This is a genomic window from Microbacterium sp. SLBN-146, from assembly GCF_006715145.1.
Lineage (GTDB): Bacteria > Actinomycetota > Actinomycetes > Actinomycetales > Microbacteriaceae > Microbacterium.
In genome coordinates this window covers 1,386,131-1,407,839 of sequence record NZ_VFMR01000001.1, presented here as the reverse complement: position 1 = coordinate 1,407,839, position 21,709 = coordinate 1,386,131, and the positions used below count along the sequence as shown (strand labels likewise).

At 67.0% G+C, this 21,709-nt stretch carries 16 protein-coding genes; 6 read left to right on the top strand and 10 right to left on the bottom strand.

Annotated elements, in window-relative coordinates:
• Nucleotides 1-181: 181 nt before the first annotated feature.
• Complete coding sequence (locus FBY39_RS06000; protein ID WP_141931039.1) at nt 182-496, top strand: hypothetical protein; 315 nt, start codon at nt 182-184, stop codon at nt 494-496.
• A 1-nt stretch (nt 497) separates the two neighbouring features.
• Here FBY39_RS06000 and FBY39_RS05995 read toward each other — a convergent pair whose 3' ends face one another.
• Entirely contained in the window at nt 498-1,718 is a 1,221-nt protein-coding gene (locus FBY39_RS05995) for an ROK family protein (RefSeq protein ID WP_141931037.1), read from the bottom strand.
• A gap of 160 nt (nt 1,719-1,878) precedes the next feature.
• Between FBY39_RS05995 and FBY39_RS05990 the strand changes: the two genes are divergently transcribed.
• The 5 genes from FBY39_RS05990 to FBY39_RS05970 all read left to right on the top strand — a co-directional run bounded on the left by FBY39_RS05990 (nt 1,879) and on the right by FBY39_RS05970 (nt 7,104).
• Entirely contained in the window at nt 1,879-3,099 is a 1,221-nt protein-coding gene (locus FBY39_RS05990) for an ABC transporter substrate-binding protein (RefSeq protein ID WP_141933939.1), read from the top strand.
• A 37-nt stretch (nt 3,100-3,136) separates the two neighbouring features.
• Nucleotides 3,137-4,081 carry a carbohydrate ABC transporter permease gene (locus tag FBY39_RS05985; protein ID WP_141931035.1) on the top strand — a complete coding sequence of 315 codons (945 nt, stop codon included), beginning with the start codon at nt 3,137-3,139 and terminating at the stop codon, nt 4,079-4,081.
• Nucleotides 4,081-4,995 (top strand): carbohydrate ABC transporter permease, encoded by a 915-nt coding sequence (locus tag FBY39_RS05980; protein ID WP_141931033.1) that lies wholly within the window; start codon nt 4,081-4,083, stop codon nt 4,993-4,995. Before FBY39_RS05985 ends, FBY39_RS05980 begins: the two co-directional genes overlap by 1 nt.
• A gap of 73 nt (nt 4,996-5,068) precedes the next feature.
• Nucleotides 5,069-6,763, top strand: coding sequence for a glycoside hydrolase family 13 protein (locus FBY39_RS05975; protein ID WP_141931032.1), 1,695 nt, complete (start codon nt 5,069-5,071; stop codon nt 6,761-6,763).
• Nucleotides 6,764-6,897: 134 nt separating this feature from the next.
• A complete protein-coding gene (locus FBY39_RS05970; RefSeq protein WP_141931030.1) occupies nt 6,898-7,104 on the top strand; it encodes a three-helix bundle dimerization domain-containing protein in 207 nt (68 codons plus the stop codon).
• Between the two features lie 6 nt (nt 7,105-7,110).
• On the opposite strand, the gene FBY39_RS05965 is transcribed toward FBY39_RS05970, so the two are convergent.
• The 9 genes from FBY39_RS05965 to FBY39_RS05925 all read right to left on the bottom strand — a co-directional run bounded on the left by FBY39_RS05965 (nt 7,111) and on the right by FBY39_RS05925 (nt 21,681).
• Nucleotides 7,111-7,335, bottom strand: a complete 225-nt coding sequence (locus FBY39_RS05965) for a three-helix bundle dimerization domain-containing protein (RefSeq protein WP_141931028.1) — start codon at nt 7,333-7,335, stop codon at nt 7,111-7,113.
• 199 nt (nt 7,336-7,534) lie between these two features.
• Nucleotides 7,535-8,998, bottom strand: coding sequence for an HNH endonuclease signature motif containing protein (locus FBY39_RS05960; RefSeq protein ID WP_141931026.1), 1,464 nt, complete (start codon nt 8,996-8,998; stop codon nt 7,535-7,537).
• 211 nt (nt 8,999-9,209) lie between these two features.
• Nucleotides 9,210-9,473, bottom strand: coding sequence for a hypothetical protein (locus FBY39_RS05955; protein ID WP_141931024.1), 264 nt, complete (start codon nt 9,471-9,473; stop codon nt 9,210-9,212).
• Nucleotides 9,470-10,573, bottom strand: a complete 1,104-nt coding sequence (locus tag FBY39_RS05950) for a WxL protein peptidoglycan domain-containing protein (RefSeq protein ID WP_141931022.1) — start codon at nt 10,571-10,573, stop codon at nt 9,470-9,472. The genes FBY39_RS05955 and FBY39_RS05950 overlap by 4 nt, the downstream gene beginning before the upstream one ends.
• Before the next feature lie 102 nt (nt 10,574-10,675).
• A complete protein-coding gene (locus tag FBY39_RS05945) occupies nt 10,676-11,326 on the bottom strand; it encodes a hypothetical protein (protein WP_141931020.1) in 651 nt (216 codons plus the stop codon).
• A 198-nt stretch (nt 11,327-11,524) separates the two neighbouring features.
• Nucleotides 11,525-13,942, bottom strand: coding sequence for a family 43 glycosylhydrolase (locus tag FBY39_RS05940; protein ID WP_141931018.1), 2,418 nt, complete (start codon nt 13,940-13,942; stop codon nt 11,525-11,527).
• 88 nt (nt 13,943-14,030) lie between these two features.
• Nucleotides 14,031-16,991, bottom strand: a complete 2,961-nt coding sequence (locus FBY39_RS05935) for a family 43 glycosylhydrolase (RefSeq protein ID WP_222115663.1) — start codon at nt 16,989-16,991, stop codon at nt 14,031-14,033.
• A 184-nt stretch (nt 16,992-17,175) separates the two neighbouring features.
• The gene (locus FBY39_RS05930; RefSeq protein ID WP_141931016.1) at nt 17,176-20,109 is read right to left on the bottom strand and encodes an immunoglobulin-like domain-containing protein; all 2,934 of its coding nucleotides are present in this window, start codon (nt 20,107-20,109) and stop codon (nt 17,176-17,178) included.
• A 159-nt stretch (nt 20,110-20,268) separates the two neighbouring features.
• Nucleotides 20,269-21,681, bottom strand: coding sequence for an endo-1,4-beta-xylanase (locus tag FBY39_RS05925; protein ID WP_260838057.1), 1,413 nt, complete (start codon nt 21,679-21,681; stop codon nt 20,269-20,271).
• Between the last annotated feature and the right edge of the window lie 28 nt (nt 21,682-21,709).

Genomic DNA, 21,709 nt, shown 5'->3' with positions numbered 1-21,709 from the left:
CACGACAACGAGAATCCCGAAGCGGATTTACAACGTCGTACATCCATCTCTTCACCACACTGGCCGTCACGCGCAGGCCTGTCAAGGTGCAATTTCTCACGTTGTATATTTGGTTGCGATTCACCGCGATCGCCTTGTCAACCCCCTTCAGGAGACAGCGAATGTGACAGAGGCTTGCCTCATGACGATCGAGTCCGACGCGGAACACCGGCTCATCGTCCACGCGCTCAACCGCACCGCGTGGCGTCTGTGCGACCGCGCTTTCGACCCCAGCGACGCCGACAGCATCGTGGCCTACATCGAGCTCCGCGGCACGGGCGAGTACGAGGTCGCCTGGGTGCGCGGCGGGGGTGGAGTGCAGACGTACACGACCCTCAAAGAGGTCCTCGACGCCGCGATGGAACATGGCCGCGCCGTCGTCCCGCGGTCAGGTCGGCGGCCGAACCCCATCCCCGCTCGCCCGCCTCTGCGTCGCCGGACGCGCGGGGCGAGGTGACCTAGACGCTCGCCGGCACGGACATGGAAGCCAGGGCGAGGATGCCGCGACGAGCGGACTCCACCGCCGCGGCCACCGCGCCGACCGCCACCACCTCGGCGCCGAGAGGGGAGGCGACCAGGTGCGGTGCGGGCAGATCGAGCTCCGTCGGAAGCAGCCGCCGAGCAACGACGAGGACGTCCTCGATGTCATCGGACACCGCGCCCGAGACGACGATCCGCTCACTGTCCAGGATGCTGCCGAAGACGCCGGCCACGCGCGCCACCATCGACCCCGCCCTTTCGACGATGCCCTGCGCCGAGACGTCGCCCTCGCGCGCGAGCTGCAGCACCCTGCGCGGAGTGTCCACCGTGATGCCACCTCGAGCCAACGGATGTCCGGGCAGGATGTCGCCCGCCGCGACCGCTTCGCGCACCCATTCACCGATGCGATAGCCGATGCCCCCGACCTCTCCGACACCGACGACGTTGTCGAACGCGACCATTTCACCCGCGCCGCCGTGCGTGCCCCGCAAGAGTGCGCCGTCCACGACGATCCCGGCGCCGAGCCGCATGCCGGCCAGGAGCGCGACGAAGTCGCGGCAACCCACAGCTGCCCCCACGCTCCCTTCGGCGACCGCCGTGAGCGACGCGTCGTTCTCGACCCGCACGACCGGCGCCCATTCGGCGACGAGATCGATCAAGCCGGGGTTCATCCGATCCCAGAAGCCGTCACGATGTCGCGGCGATCGACCTGAGCGATCGACGGGCGCGGGAACCCCGAGGCAGACCGCGACGACGTCGGCCCGCGACACCCCCGCAGCGATCAGCGCGTCGTCGATGGCGGACTCCACCGCCTCCCGCCGCTCGTCGACGGAGTCGTGGTCCTCGCCGGGTTCGCTCGTCGCCGAATGGAGGACGCGGCCGCGCAGGTCGGCCACCATCGCGACGATGTGCGCCCGCCCGGCATCCACCCCCACGACGACCCCCGCATCGGCGCGGAACGCGAACCGGCGGGCGGGGCGTCCCTTGCGATACTCGCCGCCCGCCCGGGCATTGGAGAGTTCGTGGACGAGGCCGCGCGCGATGAGCTCGTCGATCGCCTCGATCGTCGTCGATCGCGTGAGTCCCACGACGGGCATCGCGTCGTTGGAGGTGAACGTTTCGGCGTCCCACGCGAACTGGAGGATCGCATCCACGCTCGCGCGGCCGGATCTGCGCGCCTCCTCGCCGGGGTCGAACATCCTCTTGACCTCCCTGGTCTCTTGTTGCATTATGGTCGAACACCATTTGATTCGGTTACAAAATTTAGTCTTCGAACCAAAATACTCCGATGACGGATGAAAGGACGACGACGTGCCTGAACTTCGACGACGTACACGGCTGCTCTCGGCCGTGCTCGGCATGGCGGTGGCAGCGACGACCTTCGCAGGATGCGCGACCGCAGGCGCCCGGGGCGCCGAGACCGTGCGGTTCCACCTGAGCAAGCCCGAGGCCATCCCCTATTTCCGCGACCTCATCTCGCAGTACAACTCGTCGCAGAGTGACGTGCGGGTCGTTCTCGACACGTCGTCCAACCTGCAAGCGGGGTTCCTCCGCAACAATCCCCCGGACCTCGGTCTCCTCAACTACAACATGGAGATGGCGCGCTTCATGGAGCGCGGCGCCCTGAGCGACCTGTCGGACATGCCCGAAGCCGATCGGATCCTTCCCGAAGTGCAGGATCTCGTCGACCAGTACGCGACCTACCCCGGCCGCACGAGCGTGCTCCCCTACTCGGTCATGGCCGCCTCGGTCATCTACAACGTGGAGATCTTCGAGTCGCTCGGCGTCGAGGTTCCACAGACGTGGGACGAGCTCATCGCCGCGTGCGAGGCCTTCCAGGAGGCCGGCATCGACCCCTTCTACGGCACCTTCAAGGACCCGTGGACCGTCGCGCAGGGGTGGTTCGACTACTCCGTCGGCGGCATGGTCGACGTCGCCGCGTTCTACGACGAGATGAACGAACTCGGCACCGAGGTCGGACCCGACTCCGATGTCTCGTTCGAGAAGACGCTGGGCGAGCCGACGACCCGTATGCAGGAACTCGCGGAGAACTACACCAACGCGGATGCCGCAAGTCGAGGCTACGGAGACGGCAACCTGGCCTTCGCGCAGGGCGAGGCCGCGATGTACCTCCAGGGCCCGTGGGCGTTCGGCGAGATCGCCAAGACGAACCCCGACCTCGAGCTCGGAACCTTCCCGCTCCCGATGACCGACGATCCGGCCGACCTCGAAGTCCGCGTGAACATCGACCTCGCCGCCTGGATCCCCGAGGCATCCCGGCACAAGGAGGCCGCGCGGTCGTTCCTGTCGTACCTCTTCCAGCCCGATGTGATGGACGCCTACAACGCGGCGCAACTGGGCTACGGCACGACGACGGATGCCGCGCCCGTGACCGACCCGCGCATTCTCGGCATGAAGGAGTACTTCGACGAGGCGCGGTTCTATCAGGGTGCGTCGAAGGCGATCCCCCTCACGATCCCGACCGAGAACTACATGCAGGCCGTTGCCCTCGGAGCCGACGTCGAATCGACGCTGCGCGTGATGGATGCCGATTGGGCCCGACTGGCCCTTCGCCAATAGACCGCGACGATCACGAGAACAGAGAGCAGGCAGACGAATGGCAACGACGACGGCGACGCTGACGACGTCGGCCGCCCCCCGCGGCGGACGCAGAACAGCACCAGGCAGCACGGCTCCGCGGAGGCGGCGGAAGGTCGAGGGCGTCTACTACCTCTTCCTTCTGCCGAGCCTCATCCTCTTCACCCTGTGCATCACGGTGCCGGCGCTCATCGGCATCTTCTTCAGCTTCACGAACTCGATCGGGTTCGGCGACTGGGAGTTCGTCGGACTCATCAACTACGTCGCGATGTTTTCCGACCCCGCGATCCTGCAGAGCTACCTCTTCACCTTCGGGTTCGCTCTCGTGACGGTCATCCTCGTCAACGTGATCGCGTTCCTCCTCGCGGTCGGCCTGACGTCCCGCATCCGATTCACGACCGGGCTGCGGACGATCTTCGTCATCCCGATGGTCATCTCCGGCATCATCATCGCCTTCGTCTTCAACTTCCTCTTCTCCACCTCCGTCCCCTCACTGGGACAGGCCTGGGGAATCGGATGGTTGAGCGAGAGCATCCTCGCCAATCCCGACCTCGCCTGGGTAGCCATCGTCATCGTCACCGCCTGGCAGGCCATCCCGGGAACGCTCCTGATCTACATCGCGGGCCTGCTCTCCATCCCGGGAGACGTGTATGAGGCCGCAGACCTCGACGGCGCCAACAAGACGCAGCAGCTGCTGCGGATCACCGTCCCCCTCGTCGCCGGGTACGTCGTCATCAACGTCATCCTCGGCTTCAAGAACTTTCTCAACGCCTACGACATCATCGTCGGCCTCACCAACGGCGGCCCGGGAACCTCGACCCGATCGATTGCGATGACGATCGTGACGGGCTTCACGAGCGGCGACTACGCCTACCAGATGGCCAACGCGACCGTCTTCTTCGTGATCGTCATCGTCATCTCCCTGATCCAACTCCGGATCACTCGTGGAAGGAACGCGTTCTGATGACTGTTCAGCCCGCCCTCGTCGTCGATGACGTGGATGCCACCGTCACCCTCGAAGATCGCCGCGCTCGCCGGCGCACCGCTCGTCCGTCGAACGGCCGACCCAGCTGGTCGACCACGATCATCCTGATCCTCTGCGCCGTCACGGTGCTGATCCCGCTGTACGTCACGATCGTCACCGCCTTCAAGACGCAGAGCCAGGCCGTCGACGGGAACGCCTTCTCGCTGCCGGCACCGTTCAGCATCGACGGATTCGTGACGGCGTGGAACCTCACGGACTTCCCCGTCGCGTTCACCATCTCGGTCCTCGTCACGGCGGGAACCGTGGCAGGGACGATCGTGCTCGCGGCCTTCGCGTCGTTCGCCATCTCACGCAACTGGGATCGCCGACTCTTCCGCTGGTCGTTCTTCTATCTGCTCGCCGCGATGTTCCTGCCCTTCCCGGTCGTCGCGCTCCCCCAGATCCAGCTGACGGGACTCGTCGGCCTCGACAACCCCGTCGGCGTCACGATCCTGCACATCATGTTCCAGCTGAGCTTCAGCATCCTTCTCTTCACGGCGTTCCTGCGGTCGATCCCGGCTGAGCTCGAGGAGAGCGCGCGCATCGACGGCGCGTCGACCTGGCAGACGTTCTGGAAACTCATCTTCCCGCTGCTCGCGCCGATGAGCGCCACCGTGGGGATCTTCGCGTTCCTCGCGTCGTGGAACGACTTCATGATGCCGTCGCTCATCACGTCCGACCCCGCACTCCAGACGCTCCCCGTCGTGCAGAGCATCTTCCAGACCCAGTTCAGCAACAACTACAACGTCTCGTTCGCGTCGTACCTGATGGCCATGGCGCCCGCCATCGTCGTCTACCTCTTCACCCAGCGATGGGTCATGGAGGGCGTCACGCAGGGTGCGGTCAAGGGCTGACGCGGCATCCGCAACCACCACGGCATCCATCCACCACGGCATCCATCCACCACGAATAGGAGAACCTCCCGCAATGACGACCGTCGATGTCTCGCCTCTCACCCGCCCCGACGAGGAGGAGGTACCGCCCTGGTGGCGTCAGGCCGCCGTGTACCAGATCTATCCCCGCAGCTTCGCCGACGCGAACGGCGACGGGCTCGGCGACATCCCGGGCATCACGTCGCGCGCCGACTACCTCGCGGAGCTCGGCATCGACGCCGTCTGGCTGAGCCCGTTCTACCCCTCGGCTCTCGCCGACGGCGGATACGACGTCGCCGACTACCGCAACGTCGACCCGCGCCTGGGCACGCTCGACGACTTCGACGACATGGTGGCCGCGCTGCACGCCCGCGGCATCCGTGTCGTCGTCGACATCGTGCCCAACCACACCTCCGACCAGCACCTCTGGTTCCAGGAGGCCCTGGCCGCGGGTCGGGGGGCCCCGGCCAGGGAGCGGTACATCTTCCGCGAGGGGACGGGCCCGGACGGTTCCGAACCTCCCGCCGACTGGGAGTCGGCTTTCGGCGGACCCGCCTGGCGACGCGTTGCCGACGGGCAGTGGTACCTGCACAACTTCGCGCCCGAGCAGCCCGATCTCAACTGGGACCACCCCGACGTGCGCGCGGACTTCGTCACAACGCTGCGCTTCTGGGCGGACCGCGGGGTCGACGGGTTCCGGATCGATGTCGCCCACATGCTCACGAAGGACCTGACCGATCCGCTGCCGTCGCGCGCGACGCTCGATGCACTGCCGCGCGACGGTCACCACCCTCTCATCGATCGGGATGACGTGCACGAGGTCTACGCCCAGTGGCGCGCCGTGCTCAATGAGTACGACCCCCCGCGCACGGCGGTCGCGGAGGCATGGGTCGACCCGTCGCGCATCCCGCTCTACGCGAGCCCGGAGAGCCTCGGTCAGGCGTTCAACTTCGATCTTCTCGAAGCGGACTTCGACGCCGGCATGTTCCGCCGCATCGTGGCGGACAACCTCGCGCTCGCCGCCGAGTCGGGCTCGTCGAGCACGTGGGTCCTGTCCAACCACGATGTCGTGCGCCACGCGACCCGCTACGGCCTCGCGCGGCCCGAGCGGCGCGAGGACGGCCGCCCCGCCGTCAAGCACGGAACCGAGTGGGTGCGCGGAGGCGGTGACCCCGCGGCACTGGACGCGGAAGCGGGTCTCCGTCGCGGACGAGCGGCCACGCTCTTCATGCTCGGTCTTCCCGGATCGGCGTACCTCTACCAGGGCGAAGAACTCGGACTGCACGAGGTCGCCGAGATCCCCGACGGGGAGAGGCAGGACCCGACGTTCTTCCGCACCGGCGGTGAGGACTATGGGCGGGACGGATGCCGCGTGCCGCTGCCGTGGGTGTCGTCGGAGGCATCCTTCGGATTCGGCGCGGGGAGGCCGCACCTCCCGCAACCCGCGTGGTTCGGCGACCTCGCCGTCGACGTTGCCGAACAGGACCCCACCTCGACGCTGCGGCTCTACCGACGGGCTCTCACTCTGCGCGAGCGTCTCCAGACCGCTGAACAGCTCGAGTGGATCCCGACCGGGCGTCCCGACGTGCTGCGCTACCGGCGGCCGAACGGGTGGGAGGTCGTGACGAACTTCGGCGGGGAGCCCTACACGGTGACCGGGTCCGACGCCGACCCGCTGCTCGCGAGCACCGGCGACGCCGCGCTCATTGTTCCGGGCGAAAGCACGCTTTGGCTCGGCCCCCGCGGCTGACATCGGTTGCCGTCGTCACCGTCACCGTGGTCGCACGGTGGCGGTGACGTCGCGATGGGTGCTCTCCTCCACCCGAGGCGAGTAGAGTCTGCCCGAAGCGGAGGTTCCTGCTCCGCGGTCGAGGAGAGACGACAGTGCGCGAAGACAAGCCGGTCGACGAGGGCAAAGCGATCGCGGAGATCCACGGGCGTCTCCGCGAGCGATTCCCCGATGCGAGCGACGCGGAGATCGGAGCGGCGATCGAGCACGCGCGCGCCTCGTTCGAGTCCGCGAAGGTCCGCGACTTCGTGCCGGTGCTGATCGAGAAGGAAGCCAAGGCCCGCCTGAAAGGCAAGCGCTGAGCGGACTCAGCTCGCGAGCGCAGTCGCCTCTCTCGCACGGAGCGCACGCAGGACGTTCCCCTCGACGATCGCGGGAACGTAGGCGCGAAGCCGTGCACGGTCGAACCTGACGAGTTCCTCGGCGACCATGTCGAACAGCTGACTCTCGGGAACCTCGGGGAAACGCCAGGCGATCCGCTCGACGATATGCACGAGAGCCTCGTATTCGCTCGCCGGGTTCGTCACGGTCACTCTTCCAGGATGCGCCTGTCCGAGAGCAGCGGTGCTGGGAGATTCCCGAAAGCGCGAGCAGTCCCCGGTGGCGGCGCGACGCGCGAAGCCCTCGACAACGCACGTCAGAACGTGCTGTGTCGGAGCGGTGCTGTGTCGGAGCGGTGCTGTGTCAGAACGGTGCTGTGTCAGAACGGTGCTGTGTCAGAACGGTGCTGCGTCAGAACGGCGCTCGAGTATGGCCTGACGCCGTCGGCGGTGAGTCGTCGGTGTCGGGTTGGCCTTCGGCGTCGGGTGGGTCGTCGGTGTCGCCGGAGTCGCCGGTGGGGCGGAAGTGGACGCCGAGTGAGGGTGGGTGGTCGAGGGTGTCCCTGCCGAGGGGTGAGGTCCACTGGAGCACCCCGCCGGGGAGTTGTGTCACCCTCCAGGCGGTGAACTGCTTCATGCTGTGGTGTCGTTGACACAGGTGCGCGAGGTTCTCGACCCGCGTGGGACCTCCGTGGGCGGCGTCTATCGTGTGATCCACCTCGCATCGGATGGCGGGGAGCCGGCATCCGGGGAATCGGCAGTGCTGATCCCGGGCCCGCAGGTACCGGTCGATCGCCGCGGTCCGCTGATACGTGTCGACGTGCAGCACCGCCCCCGTCACGGGGTGGGTGAGGATCCGCTCCAGGGGTGACCGGGTCGCGCCGGCCAGTTCCCGGGCGGTGGCGGGGTCGATGGGGGCGTGCCCGACGAGATCCGCCGCCGCGTCATCACGACCGAGGAGGGTGAGGACCGGCACGACGACCTGCACCTTCGCGCGGATCGCACCCAAAGCTCCGGGTCCGTCGTCGGTGCGGGTGGGGTCAGCGCCGGGTTGGGTGGTGAGGAGCATGTCGGTGAGCAGATCCGCCCGCAACTGGTCCATCGTGCGCGTGTCCGATCCGATCACCTCAAGCCGCGACACTGCTTCGGAGTCCTCCCCACCGTCCGTTCCGCCGCCACCGGGCGCCTGATTCGCAGCGCGCGCGTCGGCGGCAGCCTGTCCCCGCACATCCACAATGCTCCGCGCTTGTTGGGTGAGCCGGTCATAGATCGCATCCGCCAACAGTGACGGGACCGTCGCGCACAGGTCGGACATCCCATCCCCGACCGGGATCACACGCACCGAACGCGTCTCGCACGCCTCGACGTGCCGCTCGGCCAGCGTGCGAGGGTGCAGCCGTTCAGCCAGCAACCGCAGTTCGCCTTGCACCCGGCCGGGGGTCTGCCCCTCGCACCGTCGCAGCGCCTCGTGTTCGAACCCGGCACGCGCCTCCGGCGGCAACGGTGCTCCCGCCTCCACGATCACTCGCACGTGCCCGCGGGTGATCTCCCCGGCCTCCCACGCGTCCACCGTCTGCGGGTACTCCTCGACGAGGTTCAGCGCATCCCCGATCTGACGTTGCACCGACCGGTCCGCGAGTCTCATCACCCCGGCGACTTCAGCGGCGATCCCCCGTAACGCCATGTCGTGATCACGCACGTTCCGGCGGCTGCGTACCGCCTGGGTGCGAGCAAGGTCCCCGGCCCGGGCGAGCGCCCGGGTTTGCACGGCCTGCGCGGCGGCGATAACCGCCTGCGTCTTCTGCACCTCGGCAACAACGTCGGCGAGGATCGCCGCGTCACCGTCGGTGAAGACCACCAGCCGCTTCGAATGCATGTTCCAAGGTTAGCGACCCCCACCGACACCCACCCGAAACTATCCACACCCCACTTCACCTGTCCCGAACGGCGACCCCACCGCATCCCACCCCACCATCCACGACAAGTGAACGGGACCGCGACGCCTACCCGCCAGCCGGCTCACTTGTCGCAAAGGGCGACTTCGCGGCATCCCACCCCGCCATTCACGACAAGTGAACGGCGAGGTGTCAGTCGTCGGCGCGGCCGCGCGTGCGGAGCCGGTGACGCAGCGTGAAGACGACACCCACCGCGATCAGGACGGCCGCGGCCGCCAGCAGCATCCACCCTGGCTCCATGCCGGTCACGGCGAGCCAATCGGGAGTTCCACCGCTCGTCGGCGACGGACTGGGCGTCGGGGAGAGCGTCGGCGTCGGCATCGGCGTGATGTCGACGTCGACGACGACGGCGTCACCGTCGACGTCACCCGGACGGAGCGAAATGGGGAAACTCATGAACTGTCCTTGCTTTCTTCAGTCGGATGGTTCCCCAGAACCATGGAGCTTGTGGCAGGCGTCTGCATTGCCGCCGCCATTCCTTCTTCGCGTGCCACCGCGAGTGCCGCCTCGAGCTTGCGGCGTGAGCGTCGGCGGCCCCAGAACATCGCCGCCAGGATGAGTCCGATACCGAGCAGCACGATCAGCTGCGGGATCGGGATGGCCCACATCGTCGCATCGGCGACGAGGGGATCGATGGCGACGGGATCGCCACCGAAGTCGTATGCCGTCGGCGCCAGCGCGACCGACACGGGAGCGATGAACGTCGGCCACACGTCGGTCACGACAGTGGTGAACCGGCGACTCTCGCCGGGGAGAAGCTCTTGCCGCGGCTCGTCGGCCCCCGGGAACTCGGCGGAACCGGTTCCTGCGCTCACGACGCCGGCCACGATGACGCTCGCGTTGCCGGTGTTGCGCACTTCGTAGGTCACCGACCCCGCACCGGGCCGGAACGGGTTCCACGATGTCGCGTACGATGTCTCGACCTGGGCGACCTCGACGGCCGGCACGATGTCGCCCGTCACCCGGGTCAGGACCCGGAAACCGACACGGCTCTCGACGCCGACGGACGACCCGCCCGCATCTGTCCCGGTGGAGAGGACGGATGCCGCGATCCCGGCCGCGTGATCGCCGGGGATCGCGTCGTCGGGAACCGTCATCGTGAACGGCACGACGACGGTCTCGTTGGGTCCGACCGTCACGGTGTCGGGAAGCTCGATCCAGGTGCCGGCATCCACCGACTCCTGGTCGGAGGGGAGCATGTTGAACCGGCCGGTGTCGGTGTAGTACCCGTCGGCCGCGCTGAGGCTGAAGGTGACCTCGATGCGGCTGAGGTTGCGGACGGCGAAGTAGTCGTTTGCCGTCGCACCGGGATCGAGTTCCTGCTGGATGACGCCTCGCTGGTCGGGACCGGCCTCCGTCGCCGGAGTGACCGACCAGGTGATGTCGGCGGCGTCGTCTGCCGTCGCCGCATTCGCAGGGAACACCGAGAGCAACGCCAGCAACCCCATGGTCGCCCACGCGACGATGTGTGCCGATCGAGAGGCGCTCTTGTGCATGCTCGCATCACCAGTTTCGAATCGAGGCCGGATGCCGAGAACCGGGGTCTGTGAGGACCCCGGTTCTCAGAGGGTGTCTTCCCGCGAGGAGAAGGCTACCGGTCAGTCTTCGTAGACGTCCTCGAAGAGCGAGAGGGTCAGGGTCGACTGGTACGAACCGGGGGCGACATCGATGCCCGTCTTGAGGAACAGTCCGGCCGTCGCCGACCACGACGTACCGCCGGCCTCGACGAGCGCCGCCGAGTCGAACGCCGAGTACAGGAACTCCTGGTCGACCAGTCCGACCGCGTTCGGACCGGTGTCCTCGACGGTGTCGACCTGGTCTCCCAGGATGACAAGACCGTCGCCGGCGTCGTCGACGAGGTCCGGCGTCCATCCGAGGTTGCCCGCGGAGATGTTGGGCTGACCGTTCGAGCCGACGAAGTCGGTCGACTGGCCGAGGACGTACCAGAAGCGGTCCGCGCCGATCTCATCGGCGGTACGCGTGTCGGTGACGGTCACGACAGGCAGTTCGCCGTCGAACTGTCGGAGTTCGGCATCGCCCGAAGCGACCTCCGTCAGCGTCGACGACGTGCCCGCGACCGTGAGGCTCAGCGAGCCGGGCTCGACGAGCGGCGAGATCTCGACGTTGACGTCGACGTTCTCGTCACCGTACGGGTCTGCGGCGAACGCTGCTCCAGCTGCGCCCGCGAGCACGAGGCTCCCCGCCGCGGCGACGGCGATACGGGCTGACAGCCCCTGGGAAAACTTCATTGTATGACTCCTTTTCTCCGATCGACACCTACGTCGATCGGAACGCAAGACCACCGGACAGTCCGGTCGTCGCATTGTGTCTGGCCCGGGATTTGTGGTCAGGCGACGCGCGTTCATGTTACCGCGAACACGCAGTGCTCACAAGATTCCGGAGAGGAATCCCGGGGGCGGGACGAATCCCGCCCCCGGGGGAACTGCTCAGCCGCAGCTACGCGCCGGGTACGACGCGGTTACGTCGGACCCGACCAGCTCGCCGCCGACCGTCGCGGAAGCGGAGACCGAGATCTCCCCCGCCGGCAGGTTCGCGAGACGCGTCGTGAACGCGTGGCTCGAGGCCTTGCCCGGTGCGACGGATGCGACCGTCTTGGACCCGTACATCGACGAGATCTCGACCGCAGCCGCGGCCTCGTCGTTGTTAGTAACCGTGACGGCGACGATCGCCTTGCCTGCGACACAGCGGAGCGACGCCGACGCGGTGACGTCGAGCTGCGGTGCAGCGGACGCCTCCGTGAAGGCCCACGTGTCGAGCTCGAACAGATCGCCGGCCGGGCCGCTGTAGGTGAAGAAGACGTCGTGCGTCCCCGTTGCACCTTCGAGGTCGGCCGTCAGCTCGGTCCACTGGCCGACGGTACCGGTCACCGGAATGGTGCCGAGAACCTGACCGTCTTCGCTTCCCGCGCGCACCTGGATCTGGCCGCCGGTCTGCAGCGGCTTCACCTTGACGGTCACCGACTGGGCGCCGTTGTCGCCGAAGGCGACCGACGACAGACCGGTCCAGTCACCGTTGTCGATGTCCTTCACGACGAGGTTCGGCGTGCCTGCACCGAACTCGGTCGATGCGCCGTCGATCTTCGCCGTCGCGATGCCCTTCGTCCATCCGAGCGTCTCCGCCTCGAACGTGCGGAACGGGTCGAAGTCGCGAACCTGGTCGACTCCGGCGTACGTGCCGACCACCTGGTTGACCGTGCCGTCTTCCTTGAACGTGAGCTCCTGGATGTGGGCGCTGCGGTAACCCTGCGTCGTGTTGCCGTTGATCCGCTTGTTGAGCGTGGGGGCGTGGTACGTGAAGTAGTACTTGCCCTCGTACTCGAACACCGACTGGTGGTTGTTGCCGCCGGTCCCGGTTCCGAAGAACTGCGACTGGTTCGGGAACATGACACCGGCGTAGGTCTCCTTCGGCCACGACATCGGGTCATCCGACATCATGTAGCCGATCTGACCGCCACCGGGGTAGCCCGGAGCCGGCGTCTGGCTGCCGCCGAAGTCGTTTCCGCCGAAGTGCGACGAGTAGGACAGGTAGTACTTCTCGCCGCGCTTGAACACCTGCGCCGCCTCGAACGCGACGGGCGCGTCGACGACTGCCGCCGTGCCCTGCGTCGACACCATGTCGTCGCCGAGCTCGATCACGCGGATGTTCTTCGGGTTGTTGAAGCGCTCGGCAGCGGGGAAGCTCGTCGAGGCGGGGCCACCACCGAAGTAGAGGTACGCCTTTCCGTCATCGTCCACGAGCGGAGCCGGGTCGAAGAGCCAGCTGACACCGGCGGCACCGGGGGTGCTGCCGTTGATGAGCGTGCTCGTACGCTGGCTCGTCCACGGACCGATGGGCGAGTCACCGGTGATCACGTTGCTCGATCCACCACCGTTGGCGTAGTACAGGAAGAACTTCTCCTGACCGTTGACGACCTTGCTCGCCATGCCGGGCGCCCACGAGTTGTTCGTGAACGGCGCGACGCCGGTCGATCCTGCGACCTGGACCTCACCGTGATCGACCCAGTTGACGAGGTCGGTCGACGAGATCAGCGTGATCTGGTTGATGTTGCCGTAGTTGATCGACGGCGAGATGCCCGTGACGGGGTCCGGGGCGTATCCCTGCGTGTCGTTCGTCATGTACATGTACACGCGACCCTCGTGCACGAATCCGTAGCCGTCGGCTCCGAACTTGTGCCCCATGAGCGGGTTGTGCTCACCGGGGAGCTTGCCGACGACCTCGACGGTCTTCGAGGGCGGCGGGGGCGGAGGCGTTCCGATCACCGAGACGTCATCGACGACGAAGTCCATGAGGTGGGTGTTCGGGGCATCCTGGGGCGACGCGGTCCAGGGCGTCTCGACGAAGATGCGGGCCGTCGTGACGTTCTGGCTGGCCGGGATGGTGAACGTCGCGTTGATCGAGCCCCATGCGCCGCGCGCCGGGGTCGTGCTGGCGAGGTTCGTGTATGTCCCGCCGCCGTAGTGCATCGTGATGAAGAACTGCTTCGTCGCAGGGCTCTCCGGGTTGTCGTACTTGACGCGGGCCTTGACCGTGTAGGTCTGCCCTGCCTGCACCTTGCCCGACAGGTCCTGCATCGGACCGGAACCGGTCGTCGTGCGGCCCGTGACCCGGATCGCCGAGCTGCCGGAGTAGGCGTCGGTGGTGACGTTCAACGTCGCGCCGTCAGTGGCGTTGCCGTTGTTCGGGAACCACGGCTGCACGCCGCTCTCGAAGCCACCGTTGACGATGAGCTCTTCGTCGGCTGCGTTCGCCGGTGCTGTGACGGCGATTCCCGCCGCGAGCAGCACGCCTGCTGCTGCCATCGCGACGGCCCGGATTCGGGTCCGTCGCTTTTCGTGTGGTTGCACGTTCTCTCCTTCTTATGGGGTGTGAGTGATGGGGATGGGCACTCGGGGCGCCGGGAGCGCCGTCATCGGGCGCTCCCGGCGGTCCGCATCAGCTGCAGCTGCGCGGCTCGTAGGGGCTTTCGACGTTCACCGTGACGGGTTCTCCGTCGACGGTCGCCGACACCGTGGCGGTGACGTCACCGGCAGGGACGGACACGGCGCGCGTCGTGAACGCGTGCGCGGACGCCTTGCCGGCTGCCACAGCCACGGTCTTCTTTCCGAAGTCGGTCTCGATCTCGACGCTGACGGGGACCTCGTCCTCGTTCTTCACCTGGACCGCGAGCACGACCTTGCCGGCCACGCAACGCGTGGTGGTCGACATCGTGACGGCGAGCGAGGGTTCGTCGAGCTTCGCGACTCCCAGTCGTGCCAGTTCGAGGCTGAGCGCACGTTCGGGAGCGTCGACCTGGTTCTGCGACCCGAACTGACCCGCGCGGGCCGAGACGGCCTTCGTGAGTTCCTTCTGCATCGCCGTCCAGCTCTCGGCCGGGTAGTCCGACGCGTCGAGGCCCTGCGCGTGCGCGATGGCGGCGTCGAGGTCAGACGTGTCGAGCGGCAGGTTCTGGGCCGTCCGCACCTTGCTCAGCAGGTAGTGGTCGAAGTCGACGTGACCGCCCGTCTCCTGCGTCGCATACGTGAACAGACCCACGCGGTGGCCCATGAAGTGCGACAGCGCCCCATCGAGCGCCTGCGGACCGACGCGGTTGCCGAGCTGGTTCCACGTGAGGCCGTCGAGGCTGTAGTAGAACGTCGTCCACAGCTGACCCGTCGGGTTCGCGAAGTCGAGGTCCGCCTTGAGGTGGACTTCGGTCGCGGTGCCGAGGTTGGCCGTCGTCCCGGGGATGAACGTCTCGATCGCCGCCTGATCGATCGCTGCCGTGAAGGGCAGCGAGCGGTTGACGACACCGACCGTGTTGACCCCGTTGACACGCTTGACGGCGACGTAGGAGAAGTTCCGGTTGTAGGCCGCGAGACCCGCGACATCCCCGTTCTTCATGCCGCTGATGTCGAGCTTCGTCTCGGCCGACTGGCTCGGGCCGAACGTGCGCTGCGACAGCGTGTTGCGCGTCTCTTCCAGCCACGTGAGCTCGTCGTCGTTCGCGAGCTTGTAGTGGCGGAACTCACCGGTGACCGTCGTGCCGTTGGTCAGTCGCAGCCAACCGTCGCGGTCGGTCAGCGACCAGTAGCGGTTGTCGGGAGCGTGGTTCCACTCCCACTGGATGTCCAGGCGCGAGTCGGTCGGTGCGATCTCATCGGGGTGCGGCCCCGCGGGGATCGAACGGCCCTTGAGCGACACGTCATCGACCTTGAAGTCCATGAGGTGCGTGTCAGGGGCTGTCTGGGGCGACGCGGTCCACGGGGTCTCGACGAAGATGCGCATCGTGTCGAGGTTCTGCGACGCCGGCACCGTGAAGGATCCCGTGATGGTCGCCCACTGGCCGCGCTGCGCCGTCACCGACGCCAGGTTGGTGAAGGTGCTCGAGCCGTAGCGCGCGGTCACGAAGAACTGCTTCGTCGCGGGGCTCGCAGGGTTCTCGTACTTGACGCGCGCCGTGATGTCGTACGTGACGTTGTGCTGCACCTTGCCCGAAACGACCTGAGCCGGACCGGAGCCTGTCGTCTGCCGCGCCGTGACCTGCGCCGCAGCGGTGCCCGTTGCGGCATCCGTCGTCGTTGCGAGCGTCGCCGTGTCGTTCACGATCCAGCCCGCGGTGCCGTTCTCGAAGCCGCCGTTCTCGATGAGCTCGACGCCCAGCAGGGACTCGTCGATGTCGGGTCCGGCCGGGATCTCCCAGATCTCGTCCATGTAGGACCGGTGGGGCGCGTCGTTGGCGAAGTCGTCCGAGACGACGATGCTCTTCTGACGCTCGAGGAGTTCCTCCTCAGGACTCAGCTGGATCGGCTTGGCGAACGAGCCGTTGAGGGGCACGCTGCCGTTGTTGCCGAACACCGGCCATCCGTCTTCGCCCCACGTCGCGGGGATGAGGGCAGGGATGCGGCCGATCGGGAACGTGTCGCGGAAGAACATGCCCCAGTAGTTGAGCTCGCCGTCCTCCTGCTCGATCGGAACAAGGCTGCCCTGGGCGAAGCCGTTGGAGTTGAGAACGCCCTTCGCCTCGTAGGGGTTCGATCCGTCTTCGGTCGCATAGCGTCCGAGCAGGTGGTCCGAACGGAACAGCACGACCTGGCGGCCCTGTCCCGACGGCCACGTGATGATCACGATGTAGTACTTGCCGTCGATGTAGGTGACCTGCGCGCCCTCGAAGAGGCCGCCGACGGGAGCACCGGGGTAGTCGGCCGGGCGGATGATCTGGTTGTAGGTCTGGAGGACCGTCGTGAAGTCGGCGCTCAGGCGCACCGCGCTCGTCGAACCCGAGCCGTAGAAGATGTAGGGCGTGCCGTCGAGATCGAAGAAGAGCGACGGGTCGTGGTACGTGCCGGGGAGCTTGATGCGATCCCACGTGCCGTCGTCGATGTCGTCGGTCGTGTAGAGGTAGGAGCCCCCGAGGTTGTTCGTGTTGAACGCGACGTACCAGAGGCCGTCGTGATAGCGGATCGACGACGCCCACTGACCCTGACCGTAAGAGGTCTGGCCGTTGCGCAGCGAAAACGAGTCGCTGATGTCGGCGCGGTTGAAGACGTAGTTGACGATCTCCCAGTTCACGAGGTCGTAGGACTTCATGATGGGGGCACCGGGGCTCAGGTGCATCGTCGTGCTGATCATGTAATAGAGGTCGCGGCCCTCGTCGTTCTCGGACGCGGGGATCCGCTCGACCGAGACATCGGGGACGTCGGCGTTCATGAGCGGTACGCGATACGTGCCGTCGCCGTTGTCGGTGGAGGTGTACCCGGAGTCGGGATTCCAGTCCTCCGCCGCGACGGCGGATTGCGCGGCGGGCAGGAGCATCGCCCCCACCACCGCCCCCGCCGTGAGAGCTGCCAGGGCGCGTCGCCGGAAGCGTCGCCCTCCCGACTGCGGTCGCGCTGTGACCGGTGTCTGTTCCATCATGTTTCGGCTCCCTCGCCGTCTTTTCTGCTCCGTCGTCGGAGCGCTGTTTCTCATGGGGTGGGACGTGGGCTCACATCGTTATGTGAGCGCTAACTCTCGGTAAGGCGCCTCCGGTCTTGTTCGGGTGTCATGAGGGGACGGAGGACGGGGCGCGGGAGGGGGGAAACTCCCGCGCCCCGTCTCCTCAGGACGTGCAGGACAGAGGGCGATGCTCCGTCACGTACACGGCGTCATCGGTGCCGGAGTCCCCGGCAGCCGTGACCGATACCGTCACCGACCCCGCGGGGACCGACGACATCCGGGTCGTGAACGCGTGCGCGGCGCTCTTCCCGGCGGCGATCGACACGCTCTCGCGCTTTCCGAAGGCGGTCTCGATCGTGGCGGTCAGCGGGCGCGCGTCGTCGTTTTTCGTCACGACCGTGAGGAGCACCTTGCCTGCGATGCAGCGGCTCGTCACCGTGACCGATGCGGCCACGCTCGGAGCGACCTCGAAGGATGCCGTGGCATCCGACGCGAGCAGGATGTCGTGGCCCAGGAACTCGGCCGTGATCTCCTGCGCCCCGACCTCGAGGTCGGCCGGCAGCGTCACCGACGCCTCACCGTTCTCGAGGTACGCGGTCTGCGACCACTCGCCGAGCGAGAAGCGCACCTGACCGCCGGTCTCGAACGTGTCGGCAGCCGTCACGGATGCCGTGGCAACCGCGGCTTCGCCCACGGTGACGTCGTCGACCGAGACCTCGGTCGTGGTGTCGACGTCGCTGTTCGGGATGCCGCGGATGTTGTTCCACTCGCGCAGCGTCAGCGGGATCACGGTGCCGTGGCGGGGGCGCTGGACGCCCGCGTTGGTCATCGTGATCGCCTTGGGCTGCCACGTCGGGGCCTCGATGTTCGCCTCGCACGCCGCCTGGTACCCGCCGCCGTTGGTGTAGCGGTCGCCCCACAGGTAGAACTGACCGGGGCATGCGGTGTCACCCGGGTTGGCCTCGAAGATGACGGGACCCTCGTAGCCGGCGTTCGCCTGCCACGTCGTGCGTCCGAGCGCCGGAGCGATGAGCTCCCACGCGTTGATGTCGCTGTCGAGGAAGTCGGTGTTCTTCTCAGAGAAGAGGTCCGACCCCGCGTTGCCCGCCTCGTTCTTGGTGACGCGGTAGTACGTGTCGCCGACCTTGATCGCCGTGGTGTCGATGCGCGACAGCGGCGCGGGGTTCTGCCAGACCTTCGGCTCCGAGAAGGTCTGGAAATCGCGCGTGATGTTGTACCACATCTGCGCGTTGCCCTGACCCGTGCGGTTGATCGGGTCGTTCCACAGCGACTGCGCCCAGAAGACGGCGTAGGCGCCGATCTCGTCGACCCACAGCGACTCGGGAGCGAACGCGTTGCCGGCGTTGTCGGGAGCCACCTTGACGTGGCGTTGCGGCGTCCAGTTCACGAGGTCGTTCGACTCGAACACCTCGATGTACTGGGTGTCGTTGATGGCGTATCCGCCCTGGTCGTACCAGTTGAGGTCGGTCGCGATCATGTAGAACGTGTCACCGTCGGGCGAGCGGACGATGTGCGGGTCGCGCAGACCCTGGTCGCCGAGCTGCGAGACGAGCGACGGCATTCCGCCCGTGAGGCCTGTCCAGTCGAGGGCCGTGTTGCCGTTGGAGGTCGCGAACATGATCTGCTCGCCGTCCGCCTGCCCCTCTCCCTTGAAGTAGCCGAGGAAGTATCGCTCCATCTCTTCCTCGCGAGGAAGCGGCTCGACGACGACGTCGAACGACTTCGTGAGCGACTCCCCGTCCTTCGTGATCGTCGCCGTGAGCGTCGCCGAGATCTCCTCGTGACCGTAGGACGGCCGCGTGACCTCACCCGTGGCAGAGATGGCCTCGGTGGTCGACTCCCACGTGATCGTGGAGCCCCAGGTTCCCGTCGAAGGAAGGTCGATGTTGCCCCGGATGCTGTCGATGGAGTGCAGCTCGAGCTCGAGCGTGTCGCGGGCGACGGACTCCGTCGTGCCCATCTCGGCCTTCACCGTGATGGGGATCTCCCGCACGGTCTGCGAATCGGAGCCCTTGCGGAGCGTGGCCGTCAGGACGGCGGTCGCGTCGGGCTGGCCGAGCGCGGGCCTCGTGATGACACCGCGGATCGGGACCTTGCGCGCACTGTTGGCCGCGGGCGGCGTCACGACGTCGATGACCGACGGGTCGGACGTCGACCACGTGATCGTCGATCCCGCGACGGAGCCCGTCTTGGGCAGCTCGAGGTTCTCCACAACCGCCGACGTGAGTCCGAGGTCGATCGCCGCGGCATCCTCCTGCACACCCGTCTCGTTGCCCGTGTGCGCGCGCTGCGTGATCTCGCCCGTGCTGAGCGCCCGGTCATAGACGCGGAAGTCGGACAGCGTGCCACGGAAGGCGTAGTTGCCGGGGTTCTGCGACCGCGCGAGGTAGTTGCAGTTCGTTCCGGCGGCATTGACGGACGGAGCCGTCGTGATGTTCGTCGCCTGGGCGTGCTGCACGCCGTCGACGAAGAGGGTGCCCGTCCAGCTCGTGCCGTTCTCGTTCAGCGCCTGCGTATAGGTGACGTGCTTCCAGACACCCTCGGGCAGACGCACGCGGTTCTGCTGGACGTTGACGTTGCCCGCCCCGACACGGAGGCGCTGCGTGTTCGAGGAGAACAGCTGGCCCTGCTGACCCGTCGTGGCGTCGCAGGACGTCTTGTTGCCGAGGCTCCAGATCTGGTGCTCGCCGACGTTTGCGGGATCGATCCAGATGTCGTAGTCGATCGTGACGTTTGTCATCCCGGCCGTGAGGTCGTTCGGAAGCTGCGCGTATCCGCCCGCGAGCGAGTAGGCGTACTCCTCCGGGTTGAAACGCACTCCCTCGCCGGTCAGCTCGACATTGTCGGCGTTGACGATGCTCGCGTTGGCCGCGGCACCTGCCGATCCGGTGTTCGCCAGAACGGTTCCGGAGGTCTCGTCGAGCGGGAAGTGATGAACGAGACCTTCGGTCACGTCGTCGATCGGCTCAGCCGTCGCGGGCGTCGGTGCGACGACCCCGAGGCACAGCGATGCGGCCGCTGCGAAGACGACCCATCTCACTGTGCGCGACGCGGGTGCGGTCGAGGTTTCGGGCATTCGGTGATACTCCTTCGTATCGTGGTTTCCGCGTGAAGGTCATATGAATGACCTCGGAATCTCTTAAGTGTTACCGTTAACAGTCACGTGGATGCAACCCCTTGCAGCGATTTATCACCTACGTTGTAGATCGTCCCGTCCGACACGTCGAACGGCCGTTCAGCGGGGCGCGGCAGCGGAGCACGTCACAGCCGGGTAGAGCGCCGATACGGTCGCTCCCCCTTCCGCAGTCACCGTCACGCCACCCGCCGGGATGGAGACAGCACGCGTCGAGAGAGCGTGCGCGACGCTTCGGCCGCTCGCGACATCCGAGAAGTCACGGCCCCCGAAGGCCGAGGATGTCTGCAAGGTCTTCGCCGCGTCTGCGAGGTTCGTCGACGTCACGACGAGGACGACCCGCCCGCCGACGCAGCGAGACGAGGCCGCGACGGCGACAGCGGGCGCGGGCGCCGCCGCGAGCGCTCCGACGAGGGCGGGTTTGGCTGTCAGATCGTCGAAGAACATCAAGGGTGCCCCGTCGGCCGCACGCCAGCTGCGCGAATCATTGAGGCCCCATACGCTCACGGAGTACAGGTGGTCCTTGCGCGCGTGGAACACCTCGAACGCCGCTCGGTAGTACGCGCCCTGCGCGTCGAGCGCGGCGGTCGTCACGGGCGTACCGGTGGGGACGTCGAACTCCGTGACGGCCTGCGTCACGGGTCGATCCGCGAACGCGTCGATCGCGCGGGCGAGGGCAGCGACGTTCAGCGACATGCTGACGTGGAACTGGTGTCCTACGCCGTCGACGGGCACCCCTCGCGCCAGAAGGCGATCCACGAGCGCGAGATACCGGGCGCGCTTGGCATCCCATTCGGTGCTGTAGTCGTTGATGAAGAGAACGACCGGGCGATCGGTGTCCGGTGCCGCGTAGGTCTCGTTGAATGCCTCGTCCGCGTAGCGGAACGCGAGGTCGATGAACTCCTCGCCCAGGACGCGGTACCACTCGCTCCGACGGAGGCCATCGGCCTCCGGCCCGTCGCTGATGACTTCGTTCACGACATCGAACGCCGTGAGCGGGTTGCCCGCACCGAAGAGTCCGTCGCGTTCGGAGAGCAGTCGTGCGACGCCGAAGATGTGCGTGCGCATGCGCTCGCGGAGGATCGAACGATCCGCGTCGCTCGTCGACAGCGGCTGCCCCGAGGCCGTCTGGAAGAACCACGCGGGCGTCTGGTTGTGCCACACGAGCGTGTGGCCGTAGACGTCGAGACCCCGCTCGTCCGCGAAGTCCACGATCGCGGCGGCTTGCGGATGGATGCGGAGCGTCCGCTGCCCGTCGTACCACGCGTCGGGTTTCATGTGGTTCTCAGCCGTGACCTGGTCGAAGTGCTCTGTCACGACGCGTCCGGGGTCACCGCTCGTCTCGCGCTGGTCGATCGCGACGCCGACACGGAACGGCGCCGTGTCCTTCAGACGCGTCTCAGGATCGGCCGCCGAAGCTGCCGTCACGGCGGAGAGGGCGAGGGCGCTGGCGAGGACACCGATGGCGATCGAGGTCGTCCACCGCCCTGCGCGTCTTGCTGCGGGCACAGTCATCACGAAGCACTCCTTTGCGCTGGGTGGT